General features: G+C 64.0%; 22 protein-coding genes. 7 read left to right on the top strand and 15 right to left on the bottom strand.

The genetic code is table 11. From position 1 onward, the window contains the following. Nucleotides 1-9 precede the first annotated feature (9 nt). From ACO07C_RS17735 to ACO07C_RS17705, 7 genes are all read right to left on the bottom strand, one after another. Entirely contained in the window at nt 10-1062 is a 1053-nt protein-coding gene (locus ACO07C_RS17735; protein WP_421915448.1) for an ABC transporter substrate-binding protein, read from the bottom strand. Then, the gene (locus tag ACO07C_RS17730; RefSeq protein ID WP_421915447.1) at nt 1055-2161 is read right to left on the bottom strand and encodes an ABC transporter ATP-binding protein; all 1107 of its coding nucleotides are present in this window, start codon (nt 2159-2161) and stop codon (nt 1055-1057) included. The genes ACO07C_RS17735 and ACO07C_RS17730 overlap by 8 nt, the downstream gene beginning before the upstream one ends. After that, nucleotides 2158-2958 carry an ABC transporter permease gene (locus ACO07C_RS17725; RefSeq protein ID WP_421915446.1) on the bottom strand — a complete coding sequence of 267 codons (801 nt, stop codon included), beginning with the start codon at nt 2956-2958 and terminating at the stop codon, nt 2158-2160. Before ACO07C_RS17725 ends, ACO07C_RS17730 begins: the two co-directional genes overlap by 4 nt. After that, entirely contained in the window at nt 2955-3788 is an 834-nt protein-coding gene (locus tag ACO07C_RS17720) for an ABC transporter permease (protein WP_421917559.1), read from the bottom strand. Before ACO07C_RS17720 ends, ACO07C_RS17725 begins: the two co-directional genes overlap by 4 nt. 44 nt (nt 3789-3832) lie before the next feature. Further along, entirely contained in the window at nt 3833-5002 is a 1170-nt protein-coding gene (locus tag ACO07C_RS17715) for an acyl-CoA dehydrogenase family protein (RefSeq protein WP_421915445.1), read from the bottom strand. Nucleotides 5003-5015: 13 nt separating this feature from the next. Then, nucleotides 5016-7145 (bottom strand): acetate--CoA ligase family protein, encoded by a 2130-nt coding sequence (locus tag ACO07C_RS17710; protein ID WP_421915444.1) that lies wholly within the window; start codon nt 7143-7145, stop codon nt 5016-5018. A 181-nt stretch (nt 7146-7326) separates the two neighbouring features. After that, nucleotides 7327-8250 (bottom strand): LysR substrate-binding domain-containing protein, encoded by a 924-nt coding sequence (locus tag ACO07C_RS17705; RefSeq protein ID WP_421915443.1) that lies wholly within the window; start codon nt 8248-8250, stop codon nt 7327-7329. 192 nt (nt 8251-8442) lie between these two features. Here ACO07C_RS17705 and ACO07C_RS17700 point away from each other — a divergent pair, with 192 nt between their 5' ends. Beyond that, nucleotides 8443-9513 (top strand): peptidase C39 family protein, encoded by a 1071-nt coding sequence (locus ACO07C_RS17700; RefSeq protein WP_421915442.1) that lies wholly within the window; start codon nt 8443-8445, stop codon nt 9511-9513. Nucleotides 9514-9570: 57 nt separating this feature from the next. Here ACO07C_RS17700 and ACO07C_RS17695 read toward each other — a convergent pair whose 3' ends face one another. Further along, entirely contained in the window at nt 9571-11706 is a 2136-nt protein-coding gene (locus tag ACO07C_RS17695) for a TonB-dependent receptor plug domain-containing protein (protein ID WP_421915441.1), read from the bottom strand. A gap of 342 nt (nt 11707-12048) precedes the next feature. On the opposite strand from ACO07C_RS17695, the gene ACO07C_RS17690 reads away from it, so the two are divergent. The 3 genes from ACO07C_RS17690 to ACO07C_RS17680 are packed head-to-tail and all read left to right on the top strand — an operon-like array spanning nt 12049 to nt 14875. Continuing rightward, entirely contained in the window at nt 12049-13062 is a 1014-nt protein-coding gene (locus ACO07C_RS17690) for an iron ABC transporter substrate-binding protein (RefSeq protein ID WP_421917558.1), read from the top strand. Then, a complete protein-coding gene (locus ACO07C_RS17685) occupies nt 13059-14087 on the top strand; it encodes a FecCD family ABC transporter permease (protein ID WP_421915440.1) in 1029 nt (342 codons plus the stop codon). The genes ACO07C_RS17690 and ACO07C_RS17685 overlap by 4 nt, the downstream gene beginning before the upstream one ends. After that, a complete protein-coding gene (locus ACO07C_RS17680; RefSeq protein WP_421915439.1) occupies nt 14084-14875 on the top strand; it encodes an ABC transporter ATP-binding protein in 792 nt (263 codons plus the stop codon). The genes ACO07C_RS17685 and ACO07C_RS17680 overlap by 4 nt, the downstream gene beginning before the upstream one ends. Here ACO07C_RS17680 and ACO07C_RS17675 read toward each other — a convergent pair. Beyond that, nucleotides 14872-15357, bottom strand: coding sequence for a hypothetical protein (locus tag ACO07C_RS17675; protein WP_421915437.1), 486 nt, complete (start codon nt 15355-15357; stop codon nt 14872-14874). The two genes, ACO07C_RS17680 and ACO07C_RS17675, sit on opposite strands and share 4 nt — an antisense overlap. A 152-nt stretch (nt 15358-15509) precedes the next feature. On the opposite strand from ACO07C_RS17675, the gene ACO07C_RS17670 reads away from it, so the two are divergent. After that, complete coding sequence (locus tag ACO07C_RS17670) at nt 15510-15926, top strand: RidA family protein (protein ID WP_421915436.1); 417 nt, start codon at nt 15510-15512, stop codon at nt 15924-15926. A gap of 32 nt (nt 15927-15958) precedes the next feature. Beyond that, the gene (locus ACO07C_RS17665) at nt 15959-17194 is read left to right on the top strand and encodes an amidohydrolase/deacetylase family metallohydrolase (RefSeq protein WP_421915435.1); all 1236 of its coding nucleotides are present in this window, start codon (nt 15959-15961) and stop codon (nt 17192-17194) included. A gap of 214 nt (nt 17195-17408) precedes the next feature. Here ACO07C_RS17665 and ACO07C_RS17660 read toward each other — a convergent pair whose 3' ends face one another. Continuing rightward, the gene (locus tag ACO07C_RS17660; protein ID WP_421915434.1) at nt 17409-19196 is read right to left on the bottom strand and encodes an NAD(P)/FAD-dependent oxidoreductase; all 1788 of its coding nucleotides are present in this window, start codon (nt 19194-19196) and stop codon (nt 17409-17411) included. Nucleotides 19197-19326: 130 nt separating this feature from the next. On the opposite strand from ACO07C_RS17660, the gene ACO07C_RS17655 reads away from it, so the two are divergent. Further along, the gene (locus ACO07C_RS17655) at nt 19327-19719 is read left to right on the top strand and encodes an amidase family protein (protein WP_421915433.1); all 393 of its coding nucleotides are present in this window, start codon (nt 19327-19329) and stop codon (nt 19717-19719) included. Between the two features lie 37 nt (nt 19720-19756). Here the strand turns inward: ACO07C_RS17655 and ACO07C_RS17650 are convergent, their stop codons facing one another. From ACO07C_RS17650 to mnmE, 5 genes are all read right to left on the bottom strand, one after another. After that, complete coding sequence (locus ACO07C_RS17650; RefSeq protein WP_421915432.1) at nt 19757-20638, bottom strand: ParB/RepB/Spo0J family partition protein; 882 nt, start codon at nt 20636-20638, stop codon at nt 19757-19759. A gap of 94 nt (nt 20639-20732) precedes the next feature. Then, nucleotides 20733-21533, bottom strand: coding sequence for a ParA family protein (locus ACO07C_RS17645; protein WP_421917557.1), 801 nt, complete (start codon nt 21531-21533; stop codon nt 20733-20735). Nucleotides 21534-21589: 56 nt separating this feature from the next. After that, complete coding sequence (gene rsmG / locus ACO07C_RS17640) at nt 21590-22222, bottom strand: 16S rRNA (guanine(527)-N(7))-methyltransferase RsmG (RefSeq protein ID WP_421915431.1); 633 nt, start codon at nt 22220-22222, stop codon at nt 21590-21592. Continuing rightward, entirely contained in the window at nt 22219-24093 is a 1875-nt protein-coding gene (gene mnmG, locus ACO07C_RS17635) for a tRNA uridine-5-carboxymethylaminomethyl(34) synthesis enzyme MnmG (RefSeq protein WP_421915430.1), read from the bottom strand. The genes rsmG and mnmG overlap by 4 nt, the downstream gene beginning before the upstream one ends. A 197-nt stretch (nt 24094-24290) precedes the next feature. Beyond that, the gene (gene mnmE / locus ACO07C_RS17630; RefSeq protein WP_421915429.1) at nt 24291-25619 is read right to left on the bottom strand and encodes a tRNA uridine-5-carboxymethylaminomethyl(34) synthesis GTPase MnmE; all 1329 of its coding nucleotides are present in this window, start codon (nt 25617-25619) and stop codon (nt 24291-24293) included. Nucleotides 25620-25661 lie beyond the last annotated feature (42 nt).

The raw sequence follows: 25661 nt of genomic DNA, 5'->3' as shown, positions 1-25661 counted from the left end.
CGTTTCAGGTCATTGCAGCATCAGCTGGTTCCACTTTTCCTCATAGGCGACCGAGTATTTGTCGGCCTCGCCTTCATTGAGGATCAGCATGTCCTTGATGTTGTCGGGCGACATGACGAGGATTTTCTTCGTCTCGGCATCCGCTCCGGCCGTCGCGGTGCTGAGCACGGGACCATAGGTCTTGAGGGCCAGCAGTTTAGCTTGCTGCGGCTCGGCCAACGCGAAGTTGATCGCTTCATGCGCCAGCTCGACATTGGGCGATCCCTTTGGGATGACCCACCAGTTGGCCCAGGCGATGCCGTCCTTGTAGGTGAAGCCGACGGGCGCGCCTTCGGCCTCGGCGGCGAGCACGCGGCCGCTCCAGGCCGAGGACAGAGCCAGCTCGCCCGACGACAGCAGTTGCGGCGGCTGCGCGCCGCTGCCCCACCAGACTGTGACGTGCGGCTTCAGTTCCTTGATCTTCGCCATGGCCATGTCGGCCTTTTCGGTCGTGTAGGGAAACACTTCCGATGGCTTCAGGCCGGAGGCCAGGAGCGCGGCTTCGTAGTTGTAGTAGAAGAAGCGATAGAGGCCGCGCGGGCCAGGGAAGCGCTTCACGTCCCAGAAATCGGCCCAGGATTGCGGACCGGCATCCGGAAATGCCGTCTTCGACCAGGCGATGACCGTGGCGCCCGTGGAGGTGGCGATGCCGTTCGGCGCGATCCAGCCTTTTTCGAGCGCGGCGGCATTGGGTATCTTCGACACGTCGATCGGCTCGAGAAAGCCGTCATTGCCACCTTGCCAGACGGTGCGGCCGCCGACATCGACGAGGTCCCACTCGACCGCCTTGGCCTGGACCATGGCCTTGATCTTGGCTGTCTCGGTCGGCGAGGTGTTGATGACCTCGATGCCCTTCAACTGGCCGAAGGGATCGATGAACGCCGACTTTTCCGCATTCGACAACGCGCCGCCCCAGGAGGTGAAGGTGAAGGGCCGGCCGGCCGCTTTGGCCAGCTTGGGAAGACCCGTCGCGCCGGCCAGCAGGCCGCCCGCTGCCGTCAGAAGGAAAGTACGCCTATGCATCAGCTTTCTCCGTTTTGGTGGGTTTGGGTTGGGTATGAGGGACGGCGCGGACATTGCCCGGTTTCCACGATACATGGACCTTGGCGCCGGCCTGCAATGTCCGGTCGGTGATCTGGCGGGCGGCGAGCGTCTGGCCGCTCTCCAAGCGAAGCGTGAGCTGTGTGAGTTCGCCAAGGTAGATCACCTCGACGATCTCGGCGGCTACGCCATCGCCGCCCTGGCCAAGCTCGACATGCTCCGGCCGGATCAGCAGCCGCGCCGGCTCGCCGGGCATGGTGCCGGGCGCGGCGTCGACCGCAAACGTCCTTCGAAACGCTTCGACATCCACGGAGGCCTGGCCGCCCGAGGCCGATAGAACGCGCACAGGCAACAGATTGGACTCGCCGATGAAGCCCGCGACGAAGGCGTTGACGGGGCGATCGTAGAGATCGTCGACCGTTCCCAATTGCTGGATGCGGCCGCTGTCCATCACCGCGATGCGGTCGGACAGCACAAGCGCTTCTTCCTGGTCGTGGGTGACATAGATGGTGGTGCGTCCGAGGCGCTGGTGAAGCCGGCGCAGTTCGAGCTGAACGGAGCGGCGAAGCTGCTTGTCGAGCGCGCCAAGCGGCTCGTCCATCAAAAGCACGTCCGGTTCGATGACCAACGCGCGGGCCAGCGCCACGCGCTGCTGCTGTCCGCCCGACAGTTGCTGGATCGGCCGGTCGGCGAAGCCGTCGAGCCGCATCAGGGCGAGAATTTCCGCGACACGCCGGGCAATGTCCGGCTTCGGCAGGCGGCGCACGCTCAGGCCATAGGCGACATTCTCGCCAACGCTCATGTGCGGAAACAGCGCATAGTTCTGGAACACCATGCCGATGTTGCGGTGGCGGGCCGGCGTGTGCGTCACGTCGCGCTCGCCGATGCGGATTTCGCCAGCCGTCGGTTCGATATAGCCGGCGGTCAGATTGAGCAGCGTCGTCTTGCCCGAACCGGAGGGGCCAAGCAGCGTCAGGAACTCGCCGGCATTCACGTCGAGGTTCGTCGGCTCCAGCGCCTTGAAGCTTCCATAGTTCTTCGACAGGCCGGCAAGCCGCAGCGGCAGTCCCGATTGAGTCACAGTGTCCGGCCTCCGGTCTTGCTGCTGACGATCTGCGCCACGGCGAACAGCACGATCGCCAGCGCGATCATCACGGTCGCGGCGACGGCGATGACCGGCGTGAATTCCAGCCGGATCGATTCCCAGATCTTCACCGGCAGCGTCTTCGAGGAATAGCCGGCCATGAACACGGCGACGATCACCTCGTCGAAGGAGGTGATGAAGGAGAAGATGGCGCCGCCGACAATGCCGGGCACGATGTTGGGCAAGGTGACCGTGCGAAAGATAGTCCATGGTCCGGCGCCGAGGCCGGCGGCCGCCTTCAGCCAGTTGCCGTCGACGGCGCGCAGGGCGATGCCGACATTGATGACCACGAAAGGCAGCGCCAGCAGCGCATGGCCGAGGCTCATGCCCAGGATGGTGCCGCTCAGTCCGACATCGAGCGCGCTGCGGTAGAGTGCCACGGCGGTGACGATCACCGGCACGATCATCGGCGCCAGGAACAGGCCGGTGACGAAGGTTCGCAGACGACCGTCGATGCGGCGCAGCCCGATCGCCGCAAGCGTTCCAAGCACCACCGCGATCACCGTCGCCAGCGTCGCGACCTCGACGCTGTTGAACAGGGAACTGCGCCATTCCGGATCGGCGAGGAAACGCTCGTACCAGACGCCGGACCATGCGCGCGGCGGCAGATAGATGAAGCTCGCCTTGTTGAAGGAGGCGGGGATCACGGCCAGGATCGGCAGCACCAGGAAGGCCAGGACCAGGCTGGCGCCGGCATTGGCGGCGATGCGCAGCGAAAGCGGCAGCCTGTTCATCGCGCGAAGAACCCTTTCTCCATCGGCAGCAGCCTTGCGGTCAGCCCCATCAGGACGAGCACGATCGCCAGCAGCGCCATCGAGCCGGCGGCGGCGAGCGACCAGGCGAGGCGGTCGTTGACGAAGCTGGCGATCAGCATGGACAGCGTGATGGCATTCGAGCCGCCCAGCAGTGCCGGGGTAATGAAGAAACCGAGCGACAGCAGGAAGACGAAGGTCGCGCCGCCGGCGAGGCCGGGCAGGCAGAGCGGAAAGTAGATGCGGCGGAAGGTGTCGAGCAGACCGGCGCCGAGCCCGTCGCTGGCCAACAGCAGCCGGCGGTCGATGCGGATCATCGCGCCATAGAGCGGCAGGATCATGTAGGGCAGGAGAATGTGGATCATGCCGACCAGCACGCCGACATTGTTGAAGAGCAGCGCAAGCGGCGCGTCGGTGAGACCCGTGCTCATCAGCAGCCGGTTGATCGGCCCGTTGCGTTCGAGCAGCATCATCCAGGCGAAGGTCCGTACCAGAACCGATATCCAGAAGGGAAACAGCACGCCGTAAAGCGCCACCGCGAACCAGGCACCCTTGAGGCGCGACAGCACATAGGCGACCGGCCAGGCCAGCAATGCGCAAAGCGCGGTCACGATGACGGCCACGACCAAGGTATTCCACATCACCTGCCGGTAGACGCCGCTTTCGGCGAGCACGCCGAAAGTCGCGAAGGGGCCGGCGGGATCGGTGAATGCCAGCGAGAAGAGCCGCGCCAGCGGCACCACGAACAGCAGCGCCAGCACGGCCAGGGCCGGGCCAAGCAGGCATGCCGTTTCGAGATGCCGGCGCGACATCAAGACAGCTGCTCCTTTCGATTCCCGTGGTGCGCTGGCATGGGTCAGGCAACCTCGCTGAAGATGCCGATACCGCGTTTGCGGATCTGGCCGGCGACGACCACCCGCTGGATTTCCGACGTGCCTTCCCAGATGCGGTCGACGCGGATGTCACGGTAGAGGCGCTCGACCGGGTTTTCACGCATGTAACCGCGTCCGCCCAGGACCTGCAACGCCTTGTCGATGACGCGGCCGGCGGTCTCCGAACAGTATAGTTTCAGCGCGCTGGCATGGGCGTGAACGCGCTTGCGGTCGAGCCCCTGATCGATCTCCCAGGCAACGCGGTACAGCATCGACTTGGCGGCGAAGATCTCGACCGCCATGTCCGCCAGCATGAACTCCACCCCCTGGAAGTCGCGGATCGGCCGGTCGAACTGGTGGCGGGTCGTGGCGTAGTCATTGGCGATCTCGGCGGCCCGGGTCGCCGCGCCCACGGCATGCGAGGCGATCTGCAGCCGGGCCTCGACGAACCAGTCCTTGGTCAACTCAAGACCCTGGCCGATGCAGCCAAGCATCCTGTCCTCGCCGACCGGCGTGTCCTCAAAGCGAAGCTCGGCATGGTCGAAGGCGAAATTATGCATGAACTTCGGCGAGCGCAGATGCACCATGTTCGTGGCCGGCTTGTCGACGAGAAACAGCGTCGGCTTGTCGGGATCGTCATCGACATGGGCGTGGACGATGATGAAGTCCGAGGCGTTGTAGGAGGTGACGAACCACTTTTCGCCGCTCAGGAGCCACTCCCCGTTCTTCAGCACGGCGCGGGTCTTCACCCGGCGCGGGTCGGAACCGGCCTCGGGCTCGGTGATGGCGAAGGCGCCACGGCGATGGCCTTCGATCGAGGGTACCAGATAGTCCCGCTTCTGCGCGGACGTGCCGAACTTCAGGCTGACAGGCGGGCGCCAGACACAGCTCCACAGGCCGTTGGTGACGCGGCCGAGCTGTTCCTCGATCGCCGTCTGCTCGACCATCGACAGGCCAAGCCCGCCATTTTCCTTGGCATGATTGATGCCGGCCAGGCCCCAGTCACGCACCTGCTGCCTCACGGCCTCGCGGCGCTCCATCGGCAGTTCGCCGTGCTCGTCGGTGATCTGCTCCAGCGGCAGCAGGACCTGGTCGCAGAAGTCGCGGCCCTTCCTGGAGAGTTCCTTTTCGCGTGGGCTGAGATCGAAATTCATGGACGTCCTCGATTTATCGTGATGAGCGGTTGGCATTCCTGCCAACGACAAGTGCGTCGACGGCGACGCAGCCGCGATCGGAAACCAGCAGCGGGTTGACGTCCATCTCGTCGATGAGATCGCCAAGATCGGCGGCCAGCATCGAGAAACGGGCAAGTGCCGCGTAAAGCGCCGGTTTGTCGGCCGGCGGCATGCCGCGCGCGCCATCGAACAAGGGGCTGGCTCTCAGCCTGCCGACCAGGGCTCGCGCCTGTTCGAAGCTCAGCGGCGGCAGGGCGACGGCGCGGTCCTTGAGGATTTCGATCCAGATGCCACCCGAGGCGACGACCAGATAGGGCCCGAACTGTTCGTCACGGATCAGGCCAAAGGCGATCTCGACGCCTTTGTGCGCCATGGCGGCGACGAGCACCTGGGGGCCGAGCCGTGCCGACATGTCGCAGTAGCTCCGTCCCAGCGCTGTCTCGTCGGCGAGCCCGAGCACCACGCCGGCCTGGTCGGACTTATGCTGGATGCCGGCCGCGGTCTTGAGGGCGACGGGAAAGCCGATGTCGCGCGCTGCCTGGAGGACCTCGGCCGATGTGTTGGCCCTGATCGAATGGGGTGTGGCGATGCCGTAGTCGGCCAGCAGCGCCAGCGCTTCGCTTTCGTCGAAGGGCAAGCCTTGGCCGAGGCGGGTCCGCCAACGCTCGCGGATACCTCTGGGCACCGCGGGCGGGTAGGTATGCTGGAGGGAGCGGCGGTCGCGGAAGGCCAGGAGATTGCGGATGGCGTGCAGCCCCTCGTCGGTGCCGTCGATGACCGGCACGCCGGCTTCGGTGGTGGCAAGCGCCAGCGCGCGGTGATTCACCGTCGCGTAGTTGCTGACCACGGCAACGGGCTTGCCGGTCTTGGCGCGGGAGCGGATCACCGCCCGGGTAAAGCCTTCGGCGATATACGAGCCGTCACGGATGTCCTGGAACAGGACCCCGACGGCGGTGTCGGGATCGGCCAGCATGGCGTCCATGCAGGCCTCGACATGCGTCTCGAAATCAGAACCGGAACCCCAGACATCGAGCGGGTTCGCCGGCTGCAGCCCGCTGTCGAGATGAAGCCGCAGATCCTCTCTGGTCGTTTCAGAGATGGTCGCGAACGGCACGCCCGCCCTTGCCGCGAGATCGGCGACCATTTCGCGCTCGCCGCCGGAATCATGCAGGCTGGCAAGGCCGCCGCTCGCGGCCGGCCTGCCCGCGGAAAACAGCAGCAGATTGGCCGCCAACTGGTCCAGCGTATCGACGCTGACCACGCCCCATCTTGTGAACAGCGCCTCATAGGCGCCGTCATCACCGGCAATGGCGCCGCTATGGCTGGCGGCGAAGCCCGCGCTCAGTTCCGTGCGCCCGACCTTCAGCACCACGACGGGAATGCCGCGACTATCCGCCTTTTCGAGGCAGCGCGCGAACTCCCTGGGCTTGCGCGCCGTTTCCAGGAACAGGCCGACGACCTTTGTCGCGGGCTGGTCGAGCGCCCAGTCGACATAGTCGGCGGCCGTGGTCGTCAGTTCGCGGCCGCTGGAAACACAGAGCGAGAATTTCAGCCGCTGGTCATTGTAGGCCAGCGCGCTGAACGCCGAACCCGATTGGGTGATCAGCGCCACACCGCCAGGTTTCATGGCGAGATCGGACGCGTAGCCGGAGACGCGCAGGCCAATGCCAGGGTTGCAGAAACCCATGCCATTGCCGCCGCAAATGACGATGCCGGCGTCCTCGGCTATCCTTGCCAGCCGATCGGCGAGGCCGTCATTGGCGGCACCGGTCAGGTCGCAACTGGCGAAGATGGTGACAGCCTTGGCGCCGTGGAGCACAGCCGCCAGCAGATTGTCTTCGAGGTAATCGTTGGCGACGCCGAGCACGACGTGATCAACCGTCTCGGGCAGGCTTGCCAGATCTGGAAAGCAGGGCACGCCTTCGACCGCATCGTATTTCGGGTTGATTGCGTAGAGCCGGCCCCGAAAGCCGTCCATCGCCGCCGCGCGGACCATCGTATTGCCCGGCGTATTGGGGCGGATGGATGCGCCGACAAAGGCAATCGATGCCGGCCGCAGCAGCGGATCGAGGCGATGCCCGGCTTCTGTCATGCCGTCAACGGCGGCAATGGCTCCAGTCAACAATCTGCTCCCTCGGCTCGTTCCCAAAGCCTCGTCCGTCGTGCTGCGGGTGTTCTTGGTTTCGCGGCTTCGCGGACAGGGATGACTATAGGACGCGGAATCGATCGCGCACGGTCCGAAATAGTCACGAGCCGATGACTACAGGTCATGGCCCCGGGACGCGCCGGCTTTCCCCGATTGCTCAGCTCGCCAGGATTTCCTGTTTCAGCACGGCCATTTCGTTGAGCAGCCAGTCCCGCACCAGGATCGCCGGCTTGCGCAGCGGACGCCTGGCCGTTGCCACCAGGTAATAGTGGTCGCCGGTGCGCAACTCATGCCGGCCGCCCTTGACCAGGCCTTTCTGGAGCAATTCATGCGCCACGACATGCCACCAGCCGAGCGCCATGCCTCGTCCCTTGATGGCCGACTGGATGACCAGCGTATAATCCGAGAAGGTCAGGCTGCGGCTGCCCGCCGGCTGCGGATAGTCGAACTGGGCCAGGTAGCGCTGCCAGGGGATGCGGATCGAGCCGGAAAGATGGGCAAGCGTGTGCCGGCCGAGATCGGCGCAATCGTCGAGGCTGCCATGTTCCGCAAGGTAGGCAGGGCTGCAGACCGGCAGCACGACCTCTTCCATCAGCTCCCAGCTCTGCTGCTCGGCGTTTGGCGGCTGGTTGTAGCGGATGGCCAGGTCGACATCCTCGACCGGTCCGCTCGGCTCGCCGCGCACCAGCTGAAAGCGCAGGTCGATGCCCGGAAAGCTCGCCTGGAAGCGGTCGAAACGCGGCATGAACCAGTGCATGGCGAAGGCCGACGAGAGGGACAGCGTGACGGTTCCCGCTTCACCCTGCCGCGCGCGAATATCGTCCAGCGCGATCTCGATCTGCTGGAAACCACTGCCGACGGCGCCATACAGCATGCGGCCCTCATCGGTCAGTTCGATACCGGTCGGCGAGCGGATGAAAAGCTTGACGTCGAGATGGCTTTCCAGCCGCGCGATCATACGGCTGACCGCCGACTGGGTGACATTGAATTCCCGAGCCGCGACGGTAAAATTGAGATGGCGCGCGGCGGCCTCGAACATGAAGATCGCGTTGGGCGAGGGAAGCAGTTTGCGCAGTGTCATGAAAGCCGGACGCCCTCGCGGTCCAAGGAGGTTTTAGATTATCGTTGACTGATCAATCAGTCTACGGAATTATATCGGTACCATCATCATCAAACGGGGACCGCCTTGGTTCCAGATGGGGCCACGATGTCGCCGATTGCGAATGGTACGGGATCGGTGAACTGCCAGCCACACAAATCCGGGCACAAGCCGATGCAACGCCTCCATGTGAATGCCGCCGACGGCATGGCCGTCCTTGATGCGCGGGCCGATAGCTGGGCAGCGCTCTGCGCTGCCTTGCCGCCGGACGTTGCGAGGCATGTGTCTGCCTTGCAGGCCATCGCCGGCGTCCTCGGTGTCGTGCAACACAGCGCCGAAGGTCGCCCTGTCGCGGTCATGATCGGCCAGCGTCGCCCGGTCGCGGCGATGATGCGCATCGTTCTGTTCTGGACCGCGCCAAGCTTTTTCGCGGCCGACACCGCCCGTGTCCTCGAAATGCTGGAGAAGGAGGCGTTCAGCCGAGCGGTCCTGTGCCTGCGTGCCGACGAAGACATCTCCCGGCGCATCGGCGCGCATTCCTGGCAAGGCAGGGGCGCGTTCCACGAGCACTGGATCGGCATCCGCCCGGACCGGCCGGATGCTATACCCCCATTCTATCCGCAAAGCGCCGGATTCACCTGCGGTCCCTCCGCACTCGCCATGGCGATGGGCGGCCTCGATTCGGCGATCCAGCCTGATCGCACGCTTGAGATCGACCTGTGGCGGGAAGCCACGACGATCATTGGCCCGACCGGCCCGGGCGGCTGCGACCCCTATGGCCTCGCGCTAGCCGCGCATCGGCGCGGCTTGCGGGTCGAAGTGTTCATGAGCAGCGCGCAACCGATCTTTCTCGACCGCGCGAGCACGGATGAACGGCGTGGCCTGATGGAGTTCGTCCAGGCCGGCTTCAAGCGTGAGGCCGGGCTGGCGGGCATTCCCGTCGAGCGTCGCGCCTTCGCGATCGACGAACTGGGGCAGGCGCTGGATCGCGGGCTTCTGGCGCTGGTGCTGATCGATCAGGCGCCGATGATGGGCTACACCTGTCCGCACTGGATCCTGGTGCATGGCCATGGCGATGGGGTCTATTTCATCAACGACCCGTGGATCGAGCCGGAACGGTTCGAACTACCGGCCGACGTGTTCGATCTTTCCGTCGCCGGACCGATGCTGGACCGCATGGCCTGGTATGGAACGCCGGCCTATCGCGCCGCCGTGCTGATCGGCTCTGCACAGCGGATCGGGTAAAGGGTATTCGGGCCACGCCCATCGGGCGCGGCCCCTCCAGTCCTCCGGCTGCCGCGATCAGAAGGTGATGGCGGAGCTCAGGAAGAATGTCCGGCCCGGCTCGGGAAAACCGTCGGCCAGTTCGTAGTCGGTGTCGAGGATATTCCTGACGCCGAAGTCGAAACTCATGTTCTCGCGCAGCCTGTAGTTCATGCTGAGATTGACCAGGGCAAATCCCTTGGTCTGGAAGAAATTGTTCTCCAGACGGTCTGTCGACCAGCGCGCGCTGTAGAGTTCGATGCCCGGCGACACGGTAAGATCTTCCCACGGCAGCCACTCGGCATAGATATAGGCGCTGTGGTCGGGCGTACCGATCGGCTGCAATCCGGGCCGCACCGGATCGATCAACTGCCGCTTCAGATAGGTGTAGCGCGCACCGAGCGTCAGGTTGGACAGGGCCTCCCACTCGCCATAGAGCTCGACGCCGTAATACCTGCCGTCTCCGACATTCTGGTTCTGAACCTTTCCACCGCCGACATTGTAGGACTGGATCACGTCGGTGAGGTCGCTGTAGAAGACCGAGCCGCCGAGTTGCAGCGTCTTGAGCGGCCTGCCCGACCAACCGATTTCATAGTTCGTGGCGCGTTCGGGACGAAGGTCCGGATTGGGCAGCGCGTCGCCGAAGCGCGTGCTGAAGCGTTCGAACAGCGTCGGGAACCGGCTGCGCGACGATAAGCTGGCATGGAATTCCGAAATGTCGCTCTGCCGGAAGATGCTGGCGAACTGCCAGTTGACGGCGGAGCTGCCGCCACGCGGATATTCGTAAAGGCCGGCGCCTGTATTGTATTCCTGCGCGATGCCCAGACTGTTGGTGTCGTAGCTGACACCGCCAACGAAATCCAACCTGTCGGTGGCATGGAACGTGTCCTCAGCGGCCACGGACCATGTGTCCTCGGCCGTCTTCTGCCAAGGTTCGATGACGGATGTCGGAAGGCCAGGCGCCACCAGCTGCTGCTCGTTGTGAATGTCGCGGCGGAAGTGAAGCGCGGTCTTCAGCGTGTTCATCGCGATCAAGTCGGTGCCGCCTTCGAGGCTGAAACCGAGCGCGTGATCCCTGTAGTAGCTGTCGAAAGAGCGTGTCGTCACCCGCTTTTCGAACTTCGCGTCGTCGTAGGCCGAAAGCAGATTGTCGAAGCTGTTGTAGTAGACCTTGGACTTTACGTAGGACTCGTTACCGATGGCCGTGTTGGAATTGAAAGCCAGGGTGCCGATGTTCCAGTAAGGCCAGTTCCAGTTGCGCTGGTAGGTCGTGCCGGGTGGTTGCGATGTGATGCCGCGAACCGGTTCATGGACGCTGAAGGGCGCCCCCTTGTCGCCTTCCTGGTGGGTGTAGCTGATCACATATTCGTCGGTGGCATTCGGCGTGAAGCCGGCCTTCACGTTGGCTCGCCAATCCCTGACGTTCGAGAAATCGCGGCGGCCACCATCCTCGACCACGCCGCCGCCGATGGCGACCGGATCGTAGTGGCGCGACAGGAACCAGCCGTCGCTGTCGCGGAACGAACCGCTGGCCAGCAGATAGAAGTTCTCCTGCTTCGAGCCTACGGAACCGGATGTGGTGAACGCTGCCAGCTTGCCGGTGTTGCCGACATCGACCCCGGTGCGAAGCTCGCCCTCAAGCTCGCGCGTCGGCTTCCTCGTCACCAGGTTGATGGCGCCGCCCATGCCGCCGGGGCCGCTGAGAACCGAGACATAGCCCTTCTGGATCTGGATCTCGGCGAGGTCCGGCGTCAGGAACCGGCCATAGTCCAGGCGGTTGTCGGCGGGAAGATAGATGCGGACGCCATCGACATAGAGCGGCACCTGGAAGCGGTCGAAGCCGCGCACGAAGATCAGCCGCTCGTTGCGGCTGCCACCGGTGTTGGCGACCTCGACGCCTGGCGTGGTCACCACGGCATCGTCCAGCGTGTTGCGGTTGCTTTCATGAATGTCCTCGACCGTCACGACGCCTTGCGAGATCGACTGGCCGCCAATCTCGGACTGCTTGCCGGTCCCGCCATAGATGACGATCTGGCCAAGTTCGAAGACGGGCGCTGTCCCGCCGGCAAAACGTTCCCGAGCGGGTGCGTGCTGCTCGTCCGGCTTCTTCTTGATCTCCTGCTTTTCCTCGGCTGCAGCGCCAGCCAAGGGCACGGTGCTCGACAAAAGTACCAACGAAATTCCAGACAATATGCGTCGCAATGGATCGCCCCCCGATCGTATTTCAAACCCAGTTTTCGACCACCGAAGCGCATGTTTCGGTTGCGCGGCTTCCCACAGCGTTGCCAGTCGTTATATTTGTATGAATACAGAGGATTTTGGTTTGTTCAAGCGTCGTTAGCCGATTGCGCGAATGGACCAACGTATTGGTGGATCATTGGTCCTGAACTGGGCCGGTGGCTCCAGTGGTTCCGCTTGACCGGTGTATCCGATCAACCATAACTATGGCCCCATCCACGGTTGCCGGGCACGGAGACGGTCATGAATCGCCGCGGTTTTCTGATCGCACTCAGCCTGATGCTTCAGGCGCTGTTCTTGTTTCCACAACCAGCCGGCGCTGAAACACGCAGCTTCGTCGATGCGGCTGGCCGCAAGGTCGAGATCCCCGACACCGTGCACCGCGTTCTGGCGGCCGGGCCACCGGCTTCGGTGCTGCTCTACGCGCTGGCGCCGGACAAGATGGTCGGCTGGGTGCGCGAACCGGGCGCCGACGAAAAGGCCTTCATCGCCGCACCCTACCGCGACCTGCCCGCCTATGGCCGCCTGACCGGCAAGGGCAACACGGCCAATATCGAGATGGTGCTGAAGATGAAGCCCGACCTCATCATCGATGTCGGCACCGTCGATGCGACCTATGCTTCGCTCGCCGATCGCGTCCAGCAGCAGACAGGCATCCCCTACATCCTCATCGACGGTACCTTCGCCAGGACGCCGGATTCGCTGCGCACGCTGGGCGACCTGCTTGGCGTCAAGGACAAGGGCGAGGAACTGGCTGGCTATGCCGAGACGACGCTGAAACGCGTCGATGCCGTGGCCGCCGCCATTCCCGCCGACAAGCGGCCGCGCGTCTATTATGGCCGTGGGCCCAAGGGGCTGGAGACCGGGCTGGCCGGCTCCATCAACATGGAGGTTCTGGGCGCCGTCGGCGCGGCCAATGTCGCCGAGGCCGCGGGTTCCGGCGGGCTGGCCAATGTCTCGCTCGAGCAGGTGCTGTCTTGGAACCCCGAGGTCATCCTGACGCTCGATCCCAATTTCCAGGCCTCGGTGCTGCGTGACCCGCTATGGGCTGACATCGCGGCGGTCAAGCAAGGCCGGGTCTACCGTGCGCCGACCTTGCCGTTCGGCTGGTTCGATTCACCGCCCGGGGTCAACAGGCTGATCGGCGTCGCCTGGCTGACCAGCGTGCTCTATCCCGGCAGCCATGTCGATCTGCGGTCGGAAACACGCGACTTCTACAAGCACTTCTATCATGTCGAGTTGACGGACGCGCAGCTCGACGGCCTGCTTGCCCAAGCTGCGGCGAAGCCATGAGCCAAGGCCAGCCAAGGGCCGCCGCCATTTTTCGGACCGCCGCTCCGTCGTTGCTGCTGGTGGTCGTGGTCCTTATTTCGTTGGTTATCGGCAAATATAACGTCTCCATGCGCGATATCGTCACGGTCATCGGCGCGAAACTGACGGGAGTGCCAAGCGGCCTCCCGGCGACCGCGGAGGCCGTGGTGTGGAACGTGCGGCTTCCGCGCGTCGCCTGCGCCCTGTTCGTCGGGGCCTCCCTTGCCGCCGCCGGAACAGTCTACCAGGGCCTGTTCCGCAACCCGCTGGTCTCGCCGGACATACTCGGTGTCTCGGCAGGCGCGAGCCTTGGTGCCGTGCTGGGCATCTTCCTGTCGCTGCCTGTCCTGGCCATCCAGGGGCTGGCCTTTGCCGGCGGGCTGGGCGCGGTCGGGCTGGTCTATATGATCGGCGCCGCCGTTCGCGGCCATGACCCTATCCTTGTGCTGGTACTCGCCGGCGTTGCCATCGGCGCGCTGCTCGGCGCCTGCATTTCGCTGCTGAAAGTGCTTGCCGATCCCTATAACCAGTTGCCGGCCATCACCTTCTGGCTGCTGGGAAGCCTGGCAAGCGTGACGCGCGGCGATTTCCTGTCGGTGCTGCCGGCGATGATCGTCGGCCTGATTCCGATGGTGCTGCTGCGCTGGCGGGTCAACCTGATGACGCTGGACGACCAGGAAGCGCGCGCGCTCGGCATCGAGACGACACGGATGCGGATCATCCTCATTGCCGCGGCGACGCTGATGACGGCGGCGGCGGTGTCGATCTCCGGCATCATCGGCTGGATCGGCCTTCTGGTGCCGCATGTGGCGCGCCTGCTTGTCGGCCCGAATTTCTCGAAACTGCTTCCGGCCTCGCTGCTTCTGGGCGGCGGCTACCTCGTCGCCGTCGATATGCTGGCGCGTAGCATGGCGCAGATCGAGGTGCCGCTGGGCATCCTGACGGCGGCGATCGGCGCGCCGTTCTTCATCTGGCTGCTGATGACGACGCGGCGGGGATGGCAATGATCCTGTCCGCCGTCGATCTGGCATTTGGCTATGGTGGTGCGCCGATCGGACGCGACCTGACGCTGTCGGTCGACCAGGGCGAAGTGCTCTGCCTGCTAGGGCCCAATGGCTGCGGCAAGACAACGTTGTTCAAGACGCTGCTCGGCCTCATTCCGAGCCTTGGTGGCCGGCTGGAGCTGGACGGACGGGCGGTGTCGGCGTTCTCACGGCCGGAATTCGCACGGCGCGTCGGCTATGTGCCGCAAGTCAGCGCCGGCTATTTTCCGTTCGAGGTGATGGATGTCGTGCTGATGGGAAGGGCAAGCCGCATCGGCGCCTTCGCGCTGCCTTCAGCCGCCGACCATGCGGTGGCACGTGACGCCCTCGAGACGCTCGGCATCGGGCATCTCGCCTCGCGAAGCTTCTCGGCTATCAGCGGCGGCGAGAGGCAGATGGTGCTGGTCGCGCGAGCGCTGGCGCAGGAGCCAACGCTGATCGTCATGGACGAACCAACCGCCAGCCTCGATTTCGGCAACCAGGCCCGGGTGCTCGAGCGCATCGGCGCGCTGGCCGCGTCCGGCCTGACCATCGTTTTGTCGACGCATGATCCAGGCCATGCCTTCGCCTGCGCCGACAAGGTCGCGCTGATGAAGGCTGGAACGATCGTGGCCACGGGCTCGCCCGAAGGCGTGCTGACGCCACGAGCGCTGGGCGAGCTCTACGGCGTCGAGGTGACGGTGGCGTGGCTGGAGGAGGCAGGCCGTTACACCTGCGCTCCTTCGCTGAGGGCGCTGAACAGGCCAGTCTAGCTTCCGAGCGGATACGGCATATAGCCGACGAAGCCGGCGATCTTCCAGCTTCCGGCGACCTTGCGGCAGAAATACAGCGTTTGCCATTTCAGCCTGTCGACACTGCCGTCGGCCTTGGCAACGGAGCCGTCGAACTTCTTGTGCAGCACGGCGCGGTCGCCATCGACATCGATGTCGCGCAGATTGGTGACGCGAAACAGCGCCTCGCGCAGCGGCTCGGCGAATTTCGTTGCCGCCGTCTCACTGGCCTGGCGCAGCCATTCGTCGCGATAGACCTCAAGCCTCGGGAACTGCAGCCGCCAGGCGTCGGCGTTGCTTAGGAAATGCGCGTGCATGCCGAAGAAGCTTTCGGCCGCGAAATCATCCTCGACCATCGACCAGTCCTGGCCGATGAAGGCGTCGATGTCGCGCCGCACCAGCATTTCCCAAAGCGCATGGCGGTCGGCGTCACCCGTGGGAAACGGGTTCTTGTCGAAGGTCATTCTGTTCTCTCCTGTCCGGCACTATGCTGGCCGCGCGGCCAGCTTCGTTGTCTGCGATGACATCAGCGGTGACGCAGAATGCGGAGACGCATGTAATAAAGCAACATTTTTCTCGGAAAATGTTGCTTTCCAACAAGAGCTCTATGAGGATCATGGCGACAGGGCTAGAGCACGAGCCCGTCAACTCAACAGGAGGTTATGCCTTGCCAAAGCAATGTTTCGGAACGTCCCATGTCCCGCTCTCCCCTGCTGTCCGCGCCGGCGACACGGTCTATGTCTCGGGCCAGGTGCCGGTCGGCGGCGACGGCGTCGTGGTCAAGGGCGGCATCACCGAGCAGACCGAACAGGTTCTGGCCAATGTGAAGGCCGCCCTGGCGCTCGCCGGCTGCACCATGGACGACGTGGTCAAGACCACGGTGTGGCTCGAGGACGCGCGCGATTTCGGCGCCTTTAACGCTGTCTATGCCCGGCATTTTCCCAGGAACCCGCCGGCGCGCACCACGGTCGAGTCGCGGCTGATGATCGACATCAAGATCGAAGTCGAAGCGGTCGCCTACCGTCCTCTTTGACGCGACGAAGCAGACAGCCGGAGGAAGCGCGAATGCAGTTTGATCTGCTGCTCAAGGGGGGACGCCTGATCGATCCGGCGTCGGGCATCGACGCGCAACGCGATGTCGCCATCGCCGACGGCCGGATCGCCGCCATGGATGCGGATATCCCCGCCGAGCGCGCGGCGCGTATCGTCGATGCCTCAGGCTGCATTGTCGCGCCCGGCCTCGTGGACCTGCACAGCCATGTTTACTGGGGCGGCACGTCGCTCGGAGTCGATGCCGACCGGCTCGCAGCCAAGAGCGGGACCACCACCTTCATCGACGCGGGCAGCGCTGGGGCTGGCAATTTCCTCGGCTTCCGCCGCCATGTCATGGAGCGGTCGAAGGTTCGTATCCTCGCCTATGTCAACATTTCCTTCGCCGGCATCTTCGGCTTCTCGCAGACTGTCTCGGTCGGCGAGTGTGGCGACCTGCGGCTGTGCGAACCGCGCGAGGTGGTGGCTGCGGCGCGCGAGCATGTCGAGGTGGTGGTAGGTGTGAAGGTCCGCTCCGGCAAGCATGCCGGCGGCACCAGCGGCATCGCGCCGGTCGATCTGGCGCTGGAGGCCGCCGACCAGGCAGGCCTGCCGCTGATGGCGCATATCGACGAGCCGCCGCCGGGCCGCTCGGAAGTGCTGCCGCGCCTGCGCAAGGGCGACATCCTCACCCATTGCTTCCGCCCCTTCCCCAACGCGCCGGTCTTCGCCTCCGGCGCGGTGCGGCCCGACATGCGGCTGGCGCGCGAGCGTGGCGTCATCTTCGACCTTGGCCACGGCATGGGTTCGTTCGACTTCGAGGTGGCGCGGGCGATGCTGAAGGATGGGCTGGCGCCGGACGTCATCTCAAGCGACGTGCATCTCTACTGCGTCGACGGGCCGGCGTTCGACATATTGGTCTGCATGTCGAAACTGCTCGCGCTCGGCATGCCGCTGGTCGAGGTGCTGCGCGCGGCCACGCGGCGGCCGGCGGAAGCGATCGCGCGACCTGAGCTCGGCGTGCTCAATCTCGGCGGCGTGGCCGACGTCGCGCTGCTGCGCATGCGCGCCGGCCGCTTTACTTTCGTCGATGCGGTGGGGGCGTCCATGGTTGCCGACCAGAGGCTGGTGTCGGAGGGGATCGTTGTCGGCGGCACGTGGTGGCCGAACAAGGCGGTGAACGATGTCAGCGAGACGGAGCGTTTTCAGGCGCATGCCAGCCATACGCATGTCGAGGTGGCGGCACGGCACTTCGGGCACCGGCATGAGTGATATCTTCCCCTCGGGGAGATAGCCGCCAGGCCTGTCTTTCGGCAGCGCATTTGGCGAATGGCTTCCCCCACTCCGTCGCTGCTTCGCAGCGCCACCTCTCCCCCCTCCGGAGGGAGAGGAAGGGAGCCAACCGTGTTTAAGCTCGCGCCGTTCCTCTCCCCCGTCGATCGGGGGAGAGGTGTCGAGCGAAGCTCGACGGAGTGGGGGTCGAACCTTACCCAGCGTTGCTCGGCTCCCCGTAAACCGGCGTCGCAAGACCCTCCATGCGCGCCTTGAGCTGCAGCGCGACATATTTCGAGTAGAAGCGCGACAGCGCCAGGTTGCCGCCGTGGAACCACAGCGCTTCCTGAGCCGTCGGCTTCCACATGTTGCGCAACTCGCCCTGCCACGGACCCGGATCGCCTTTTACGCCCGAGCCAAGGCCCCAGCACGGCCCGACCTTGTCGGCGACGTCGCGCGAGACGATCGCCGCGACGGTCTCGTTCATCGACTGGTAGCCGGTGCAGGCGATGATGGCGTCGACAGCCAGTTCGGTGCCGTCCTCGAACAGGATGCCGCCCGGCGTCAGCGACTGGATGGCGACGCCGCTGCGGATGCCGATCTCGCCGTCGATGATCAGATCGGAGGCGCCGACATCGATGTAATAGCCGGAACCGGTACGGTAGGCCTTCATCAGCAGGCCGGTCTCGTCATGGCCGAAGTCGATGGCGAAGCCGGTGGCGCGCAAGCGGTCGTAGAAGGCCGCGTCGCGCGCCTTGATCACCTCGTAAAGCGCGCGCTGGCCCTTGGATACCAGGGCGAAGGGCGTCGAGGCGACGATCATATCCGCCTTCTCGGTGGTGATGCCGCGCGCCAGCGCACCCTCCGAAAAGATCTCGAAGCCGACATCCATCAGCGTGTCGGACTTGACCACGGTGGTCGGTGACCGCTGGATCATGGTGACTTCCGCGCCGGCTTCCCAGAGATCGACGCTGACATCATGCCCGGAGCTTGCCGCGCCGATGACCGCGACGCGCTTGCCGCGAAATTTTTCGCCGCTGGAATACTGGCTGGAGTGCAGCACCTCGCCCTTGAACCGGTCGGACCCGGGCAGGTCGATTTGCCGGGGCGGGCCATAGGCGCCGGTGGCGAAGACGATATGCCTGGGCTTCAGCGTGATGTGCTGGCCGACACGATCGACAACGACGGTCCAGGCCTTTTCGGCCTCGTCATAGGTGGCGCTGACGCATTTCGTGGCGACCCAATAGTTGAGCTCCATGACGCGCGTGTACATTTCCAGCCAGTCGCCCATCTTGTCCTTGGGCGTGAACACCGGCCAGTTTTCCGGGAACGGGATGTAGGGCAGATGGTCGTACCAGACGGGGTCGTGCAGCACGAGCGAGCGGTAGCGCTTGCGCCAGGAATCGCCGGGTCGGGCGTTCTTCTCGATCACGATGGCGGGCACGCCGAGTTGCCGCAGACGCGCGCCCAGCATGATGCCGCCCTGGCCGCCGCCGATGACCAGGCAGTAGGGTTGCTCGCTGGCGCCGAGATCGCGTGTCTCGCGCGCCCTTGCCTCCGACCATGTCTCGCGGTGGGGGTCGGCCTTGTGGCGGACGCCCAGCGGCCGCGCCGGGCCCCTGCGTTCCTCGAAACCCTTGAGATCCTTCATCGCCGTGAACAGCGTGCGGCACCGGCCGTCGCGCAGACGCATGACGCCCTGCCCCCAGGCCGACGCCGTCTCGAAGGTGAACCAGGCCTCGATCGTGCCTTCGGTCTCGGTCGCCTCGCCGGTCAGTTCCCATGCGGCCGGCTTCGTCGTTGCCAGCGTTGCGTCCAGCATGTGCTCGATCGCCGCGCGTCCTTCCATGGTCTTGATGTTCCATGTGAAGGTTAGCAGATCGCGCCAGTAGCAAGCATCGGCGAACAGCTTGCTCACGGCCGCAAGATCGCGCGCTTCGAGCCCCCGCGCAAAGGCCGCAAGCCAGGTGGTCGCCTGTTTCGATGGTGCGATTTCGAGCATCTGTGTCCCCCTCATGCAATGCGCCCAATCCTTATTGGGCGATAGATATCGAAATCGGCGCTGCGCCGCTTCCCTTCTCACTTGAGGGAGAAGGTGGATCGGCGCGTAGCGCCGAGACGGATGAGCATCTGTGTTTGTTGTCAAGGACGATAAGGCTCCAGATGCGGTCTTTTGTGATGGGTGCATCGGCCATGGCGACGAGCTTTCGCATAACAGCGGCGAGGACGATCTTTGCGGGTTTGCCCGCCTTGCGCAGCTGCCGCGCCCCCTGGGCTACTACGACATGTCGGAAACGGACATCGACCGCTACAACGCCAAATGGGCGGACTCGGTCTTTGCCTTCCCTTTCAACATTTCGGGACAGCCGGCGATCTCGCTGCCGCTCGGTTGGTCGAAAGGCGGCGTGCCGATCGGCGTGCAACTGGTTGGCCGCCATGGCGACGAGGCGACCGTGCTGGCGGCGTCGGCGCAGCTGGAACAGGAGATGCCCTGGAAGGGCCGCCGGCCGCCGAGTGCCTTATGACGATCGAACGCTTCGAGCCGTTTTCCCGGCGCGGCGCCTATCGTTCCTGCTTCAGACGCCGGCAGAGCTCGTCAAGCTGCTCCAGCGTCCGGTAGGAGACGCGAAGCACACCGCCACGTTCCTTGTGATCGATCGCGACCATCATGCCGATCGTATCGGACATCAGCTTTTCCAGCGCCAGCGTGTTGGCATCCTTTTGCACCGGCTCTTTCGGCTTTGGCGCGGTCGAAGCGCCCGCCGGCAGCTGCGCGAGCGCTTCGGCCTGACGTACCGAAAGGCCCTCTTCGACGATACGCTTGGCGAGGCCGGCCGGATCCTCGGCCGTCACCAGCGTGCGGGCGTGGCCGGCCGACAGCGCACCGTCGACCAGCATGTCGCGAATGACGTCCGGCAGCTTCAAAAGCCTCAGCGTGTTGGCAACATGACTGCGGCTCTTGCCGATGACCTGGCCGAGATCAGCCTGGGTGTAGCCGTGGTCGTCGATCAGCTGCTGATAGCCCAACGCCTCTTCCACCGGATTGAGGTCCGTACGCTGTACGTTTTCGATGATGGCCAGCTCGAGCGCCGTGCGATCATTCACCTCACGGATGATGACCGGTATCTCGGTCAGGCCGGCGCGCTGCGCCGCGCGCCAGCGCCGCTCGCCCGCGATGATCTCGTAGCGTCCTGCCTGGGTGGCCGACGGCCGCGCCACGACCGGCTGGACCACGCCGTGTTCGCGGATCGACTGGGCGAGATCCGTCAGATCGGCATCGCCGAAATGCCGGCGCGGATTCTTCGGGTTCGGGATGACGAACTCGATCGGCACCTTGCCGTCGGCCGTCATGTTCGGCTTTTCCGGCGCGCTAGGGCGGTCGATCTCGCCGATCAGTGCCGCAAGTCCCCGTCCCAGTCTTTTTCTCGAAAGGTCTTCGCTCATCGTCATTCCAGATCGTTTCGGTATCGAATCGGCTTCTTGTACTTAAGGGAGGCGCCTCCGGAAGCCGGGATCCCAGCCCTTTCGACCGCCCGCGTCAGGCGGCGCGCAATTTGCGCTCGCGACGGATCACCTCGGAGGCCAGTTGAAGATAGGCTTGGCTGCCCGAGCATTTCAGATCGTAAAGGATTGCAGGCTTGCCATAGGACGGCGCTTCCGAAACGCGCACATTGCGGGGGATTATGGTTTCGTAAACCTTGTCGCCCATATGCGCCCGCACATCCTGCACCACCTGGTTGGCAAGATTGTTGCGGCCGTCATACATTGTCAGCACGATGCCCTGGATGGTCAGGTCCGGATTGATCGAGCGGCGGACCTGCTCGACCGTCTCCAGCAATTGGCTGAGGCCTTCAAGCGCGAAAAACTCGCATTGCAACGGCACCAGCACTGAATCGGCCGCTGCCATCGAGTTGAGCGTCAGAAGATTGAGCGATGGCGGGCAGTCGATGAGTACATAGCCAAAGCCCGCCGAACGAGCCGACGCGGCGCGCAGCGCATTGCGCAGCCGCAGGACCCGGTCCGGCGCCGACGCGATTTCCATTTCGATGCCAAGCAGGTCGAGCGTCGACGGCACGATCGACAGGCCAGGCACAGCGGTTGGGACGGCCGCGGCTTCCAGCTCCAGTTCGCCGGTAAGCACATCATAGGACGAGACCTTGCGGTCCTTGCGGTCGATGCCGAGCCCGGTGCTGGCGTTGCCTTGCGGGTCGAGGTCGACGATCAGCACTTTTTCGCCGATCGCCGCCAGCGCGGTAGCCAGATTGATGGCGGTGGTCGTCTTGCCGACACCGCCCTTCTGGTTGGCTACGGTGATGATTCGAGGGCCATTCTTCATCATGGGTTTATGCCAGAAGTTCATTCTTGGGTCGCCACAAGCAGGTCAGATGGGTCAGATCAGACAGGTCTGAGATCGGACAATTCGAGGATGACGCCGTGCGGGTCGGTCATGCTTGGATGTTCTACCAGATCGAACGCCCAGCGGTGAGCGCTTTCTTCGACCTCCGCGCGGTAATCCCGGCCTTTGTGGAAAAGACCCCGCGTTCCCCTTGTCAGCCACGGCGCCGACAGGTCGAGCAAGGTCGAAAGCGAAGCCAGCGCACGTGCCGTGACGATCTGCGGCGCCGGCACCAGCGGGTAACTGTCGTCGATTCGCTTGGCGACGACGCGTGCTGGCAGATTGAACTGTCCGACAACGGATTGCAGGAAGGACGCCTTTTTCCGATTGCTTTCAACGAGATCGATGCTGGCGCCCTGGCGCTCAGCAAGCAGAAAGGCCAGCACCAATCCTGGAAATCCCCCACCCGAACCAAGGTCTACCCATTTCGTGGCCCGCGGCTCGATCCGTGCCAACTGGGCGCTATCGAGGATGTGCCGTTCCCAGACATGCCCGAGTGTCGACGGCGCGACGAGATTGATGCTGCGGTTCCACTTCTGGAACATCGTCTCGAACGCTGCCAGACGATCGAATGTTTCACGTGAAACTTTGCCTGCTGCTTCTTCCAGGCTCACCAGCGATGCACTGGTCACGCAACAACTCTCCTTGCCGCGCTCTCGGCGTTACGTACGTGGGCAACAATGATCGCAAGTGCCGCCGGTGTCATCCCTTCCATGCGCTGCGCGTCGGCAATGGAGCGCGGACGTCTGACCAGCATCTTCTGCTTCAGCTCATTCGACAATCCCGGAACATCGGCGAATTCCAGATCCTGGGGAATCAAGCGGCTCTCTTCATGCCGCATCTGCGCCACATCCGCTTTCTGCCGGTCAAGATAGACCGAATACCTTGCTTCCGTTTCGAGACGTTCCGCCGTTTTGCCGTCGATGGCGCCGAACTCGGGCGCGACACGCGTCAGCCACGCGACATCAACACCCGGATGCGCGAGCAGCTCGTAGGCCGAGCGCCGAACGCCATCCTTATTGATCTCAAGCCCATGTCGCGCAGCCTCGTTGGGGGTCATGCTGACGCCGACAGCAAGGTCGCGCGCCCTGGCGAGATCATTCATTACGGTCTCGAATCGAGTTGCCCGCTCAGGCGAAACGATGCCAAGCCCAATTGCGATCGGCGTTAGCCGCTCATCGGCATTGTCGGCACGCAGGGATAGCCGGAACTCGGCCCGTGACGTAAACATGCGGTAGGGCTCCGCGATGCCGCGGCTGGTCAGATCGTCGACCATCACGCCGATATAGGCTTCGGTACGGCTGAACACGATCTGGTCACTCGCGGAAGCCCGGCGCGCTGCATTGAGGCCCGCGAGCAGTCCCTGCGCGGCAGCCTCCTCATAGCCGGTCGTGCCGTTGATCTGCCCCGCCAGGAACAGGCCGGCGACCCGCTTGGCTTCCAGCGTCGGCTGGAGTTCGCGCGGGTCGACGTGGTCATACTCTATCGCGTAGCCGGGCTGCAGCATTACCGCGCGTTCAAGGCCCGGAATTGTCTTGAGAATATCGAGCTGGACGTCCTCCGGCAGCGAGGTCGAAATACCATTTGGATAGACCGTGTCATCGTCGAGCCCCTCTGGCTCGAGGAAAATCTGGTGCCCTTCCCTGTCGCCGAACTTGACGATCTTATCCTCGATCGACGGGCAGTAGCGGGGCCCGACACCTTCGATAGAGCCAGAATACATCGCCGAACGGCCAAGATTGGCGCGGATCAACGCATGCGTGTCGGGCGTCGTCCGGGTGATACCGCAATGGATCTGCCGATTCTCGATACGATCGGTCATCAGCGAAAATGGAACCGGATCCTCGTCGGCGGCCTGACTTTCAAGTGATGTCCAGTCGATCGTGCGGCCGTCGAGCCGGGGCGGCGTGCCCGTCTTGAGCCGCCCAAGCGCGAAACCGGCTCTCGTCATCGTCGTCGACAGGCCGATACTGGCCCGTTCGTTCATGCGGCCAGCGACGATCTTCTTTTCCCCTATGTGGATGAGCCCGCGCAAGAAGGTGCCGGTGGTCAGCACCACTGCGCCACAGCCAAGCCTTCTGCCGTCAGCGAGGAGGACAGCAACAAGCCGACCGTCCTTGATCTCGAAATCCAGAACCTCTGCCTCGACCACGTCGAGATTGTTCTGTTGCCGAATCATCTCCTGCATCGCCAGGCGATAGAGTTTCCTGTCGGCCTGCGTACGTGGCCCCCTGACCGCGGGTCCTTTACGACGGTTGAGCAAGCGGAACTGGATACCCGCGGCATCGGCGACGCGGCCCATCAAGCCATCCAACGCATCGATCTCACGAACGAGGTGGCCCTTGCCGAGGCCGCCGATCGCCGGATTGCAGGACATGACGCCGATCGTGTCGAAGCGAAGCGTCACCAGCGCGGTTCTTGCGCCGGCACGCGCGGCGGCACTGGCGGCCTCGCTCCCGGCATGGCCTCCACCCACCACAACGACATCGTAGTGATCGCTCATCTCATTGTCCCGGATTCGATTTCACCAGACACATGTCCCCAAGGTCATGCGCTGTCAAGAAAGCTCAGTGCACGTTTCACGTGAAACACTTCTTGGCACACCCTTTTGCGATGTTTCACGTGAGTCAGCCGACACGCCGGTTTCACGTGAGTCATGGACTACCTGCTTGATGCGACATTGGAAATGTTTCACGTGAGTCATTTTCCTATGCAGAACTGAGAGAAGATGACGTCCAGCATGTCCTCGACATCGACCGCCCCGACAATGCGGCCAAGCCGATCAGCAGCCAGGCGCAGTTCCTCGGCCCGCAACTCCTGTTCCGCTGAGCCTTTGGCCATCGCGCCGGCCAAAAAGTGCTTCGTCTCCTTGAGAAGCTCGACGTGCCGGAGACGCGATGGCAGAATGTCCCCGGACCCTCCAACCTCGGCAGTTGCGCGATCCGCAATATGCTTCATCAGTTCTCCGAGACCCCTTCCGTCCATGGTCGAGATGGCCAACTCATAGCGCCCGCGGGATGAATCGGCTTGTAGGCCCAGGAGATCCAGCTTCGTTCCAACCCTGAAAACCGGTGCATCCGAGGGCAGTTCCCCGACATCGATTGGCTCAAGCATATCTTCCAGCCAGAGCACCAGATCCGCGCCGTGCGCCCTGGTCCTCGCCTTCTCGATGCCAATGGCCTCGATCTTGCCCGGCGTCTCGCGCAAGCCGGCTGTATCGACAATCCTGATCCGCATGCCTTCGACGTCCAGCGCCAGCTCTAGAATGTCGCGGGTCGTTCCGGGCTCATCCGTTACAATAGCGGCATCACGGCGCGCCAGAGCGTTGAACAGACTCGACTTTCCCGCATTCGGAGCGCCAAGGATGACGACCTCGAACCCGTCCCGGATGATCTCGGCGGCGCGAAAACCGGCGACATGACGATCGATCTCTTCAATCATCACATTAACATCGCACCAAACCGTATCCGAAACGGAACCGGGCACATCGTCCTCGTCAGCGAAATCGATCTCAGCCTCGATCATGGCCCGAGCATGGATGAGCCGGCGACGCCAGGCGAGGTAAAGCTCGCTCTGGACGCCCTCGGCGTTGAGAACGGCGAAACGCCGCTGGGCCTCGGTCTCCGCGTTGACCAGATCCGCCAGCGCCTCCGTTTCAACCAGATCAAGCTTGCCGTTCAGAAAGGCGCGCCGGGTGAATTCGCCAGGCTCGGCGTGCCTTACGCCCTCGAAGCCGGTGATGGTCTCCAGTACCCTTGCCACCACCGCGCGGCCGCCGTGAACGTGAAACTCCGCCACATCCTCGCCGGTGAAACTGTCTGGACCGGGAAAGAACAGCACGAGACCCGTGTCCAGCAGGGTTTTGTCCGGCGCCTTGAGCTTGTGCAAGGTCGCCACTCGGTCTTTAACCGTGCCCCCAGCTATCGTTTCGATAACGAATCGAGTCTTTGGGCCTGAGATCCGGATAACGGCGACACCCGCCGGCAGGCGCCCGCTGGAAAGCGCGACGATCGAATCCCCTGAAATCATTTGCCCGCCCCGTCGAACCGACCTAGCCTCGCTGTCCCGATC

Origin of the sequence: Mesorhizobium sp. (assembly GCF_965229135.1) — a bacterium.
In the GTDB taxonomy this organism is placed as follows: domain Bacteria; phylum Pseudomonadota; class Alphaproteobacteria; order Rhizobiales; family Rhizobiaceae; genus Mesorhizobium.
Note: the sequence above shows the minus strand (reverse complement) of the source record. Positions and strands in the feature narration are given on the sequence as shown.

Bases quoted from the DNA above. Each gene is read 5' to 3' on its own strand.
- ACO07C_RS17665 (WP_421915435.1), top strand. From the start codon at position 15,959: ATGCAGTTTGATCTGCTGCTCAAGGGGGGACGCCTGATCGATCCGGCG.
- ACO07C_RS17735 (WP_421915448.1), bottom strand. From the start codon at position 1,062: ATGCATAGGCGTACTTTCCTTCTGACGGCAGCGGGCGGCCTGCTGGCC.
- ACO07C_RS17705 (WP_421915443.1), bottom strand. From the start codon at position 8,250: ATGACACTGCGCAAACTGCTTCCCTCGCCCAACGCGATCTTCATGTTC.
- ACO07C_RS17700 (WP_421915442.1), top strand. From the start codon at position 8,443: ATGCAACGCCTCCATGTGAATGCCGCCGACGGCATGGCCGTCCTTGAT.
- ACO07C_RS17675 (WP_421915437.1), bottom strand. From the start codon at position 15,357: ATGACCTTCGACAAGAACCCGTTTCCCACGGGTGACGCCGACCGCCAT.
- ACO07C_RS17685 (WP_421915440.1), top strand. From the start codon at position 13,059: ATGAGCCAAGGCCAGCCAAGGGCCGCCGCCATTTTTCGGACCGCCGCT.
- ACO07C_RS17720 (WP_421917559.1), bottom strand. From the start codon at position 3,788: ATGTCGCGCCGGCATCTCGAAACGGCATGCCTGCTTGGCCCGGCCCTG.
- mnmE (WP_421915429.1), bottom strand. From the start codon at position 25,619: ATGATTTCAGGGGATTCGATCGTCGCGCTTTCCAGCGGGCGCCTGCCG.
- ACO07C_RS17680 (WP_421915439.1), top strand. From the start codon at position 14,084: ATGATCCTGTCCGCCGTCGATCTGGCATTTGGCTATGGTGGTGCGCCG.
- mnmG (WP_421915430.1), bottom strand. From the start codon at position 24,093: ATGAGCGATCACTACGATGTCGTTGTGGTGGGTGGAGGCCATGCCGGG.
- ACO07C_RS17690 (WP_421917558.1), top strand. From the start codon at position 12,049: ATGCTTCAGGCGCTGTTCTTGTTTCCACAACCAGCCGGCGCTGAAACA.
- ACO07C_RS17650 (WP_421915432.1), bottom strand. From the start codon at position 20,638: ATGAGCGAAGACCTTTCGAGAAAAAGACTGGGACGGGGACTTGCGGCA.
- ACO07C_RS17715 (WP_421915445.1), bottom strand. From the start codon at position 5,002: ATGAATTTCGATCTCAGCCCACGCGAAAAGGAACTCTCCAGGAAGGGC.
- ACO07C_RS17670 (WP_421915436.1), top strand. From the start codon at position 15,510: ATGGCGACAGGGCTAGAGCACGAGCCCGTCAACTCAACAGGAGGTTAT.
- ACO07C_RS17725 (WP_421915446.1), bottom strand. From the start codon at position 2,958: ATGAACAGGCTGCCGCTTTCGCTGCGCATCGCCGCCAATGCCGGCGCC.
- ACO07C_RS17660 (WP_421915434.1), bottom strand. From the start codon at position 19,196: ATGCTCGAAATCGCACCATCGAAACAGGCGACCACCTGGCTTGCGGCC.
- ACO07C_RS17645 (WP_421917557.1), bottom strand. From the start codon at position 21,533: ATGATGAAGAATGGCCCTCGAATCATCACCGTAGCCAACCAGAAGGGC.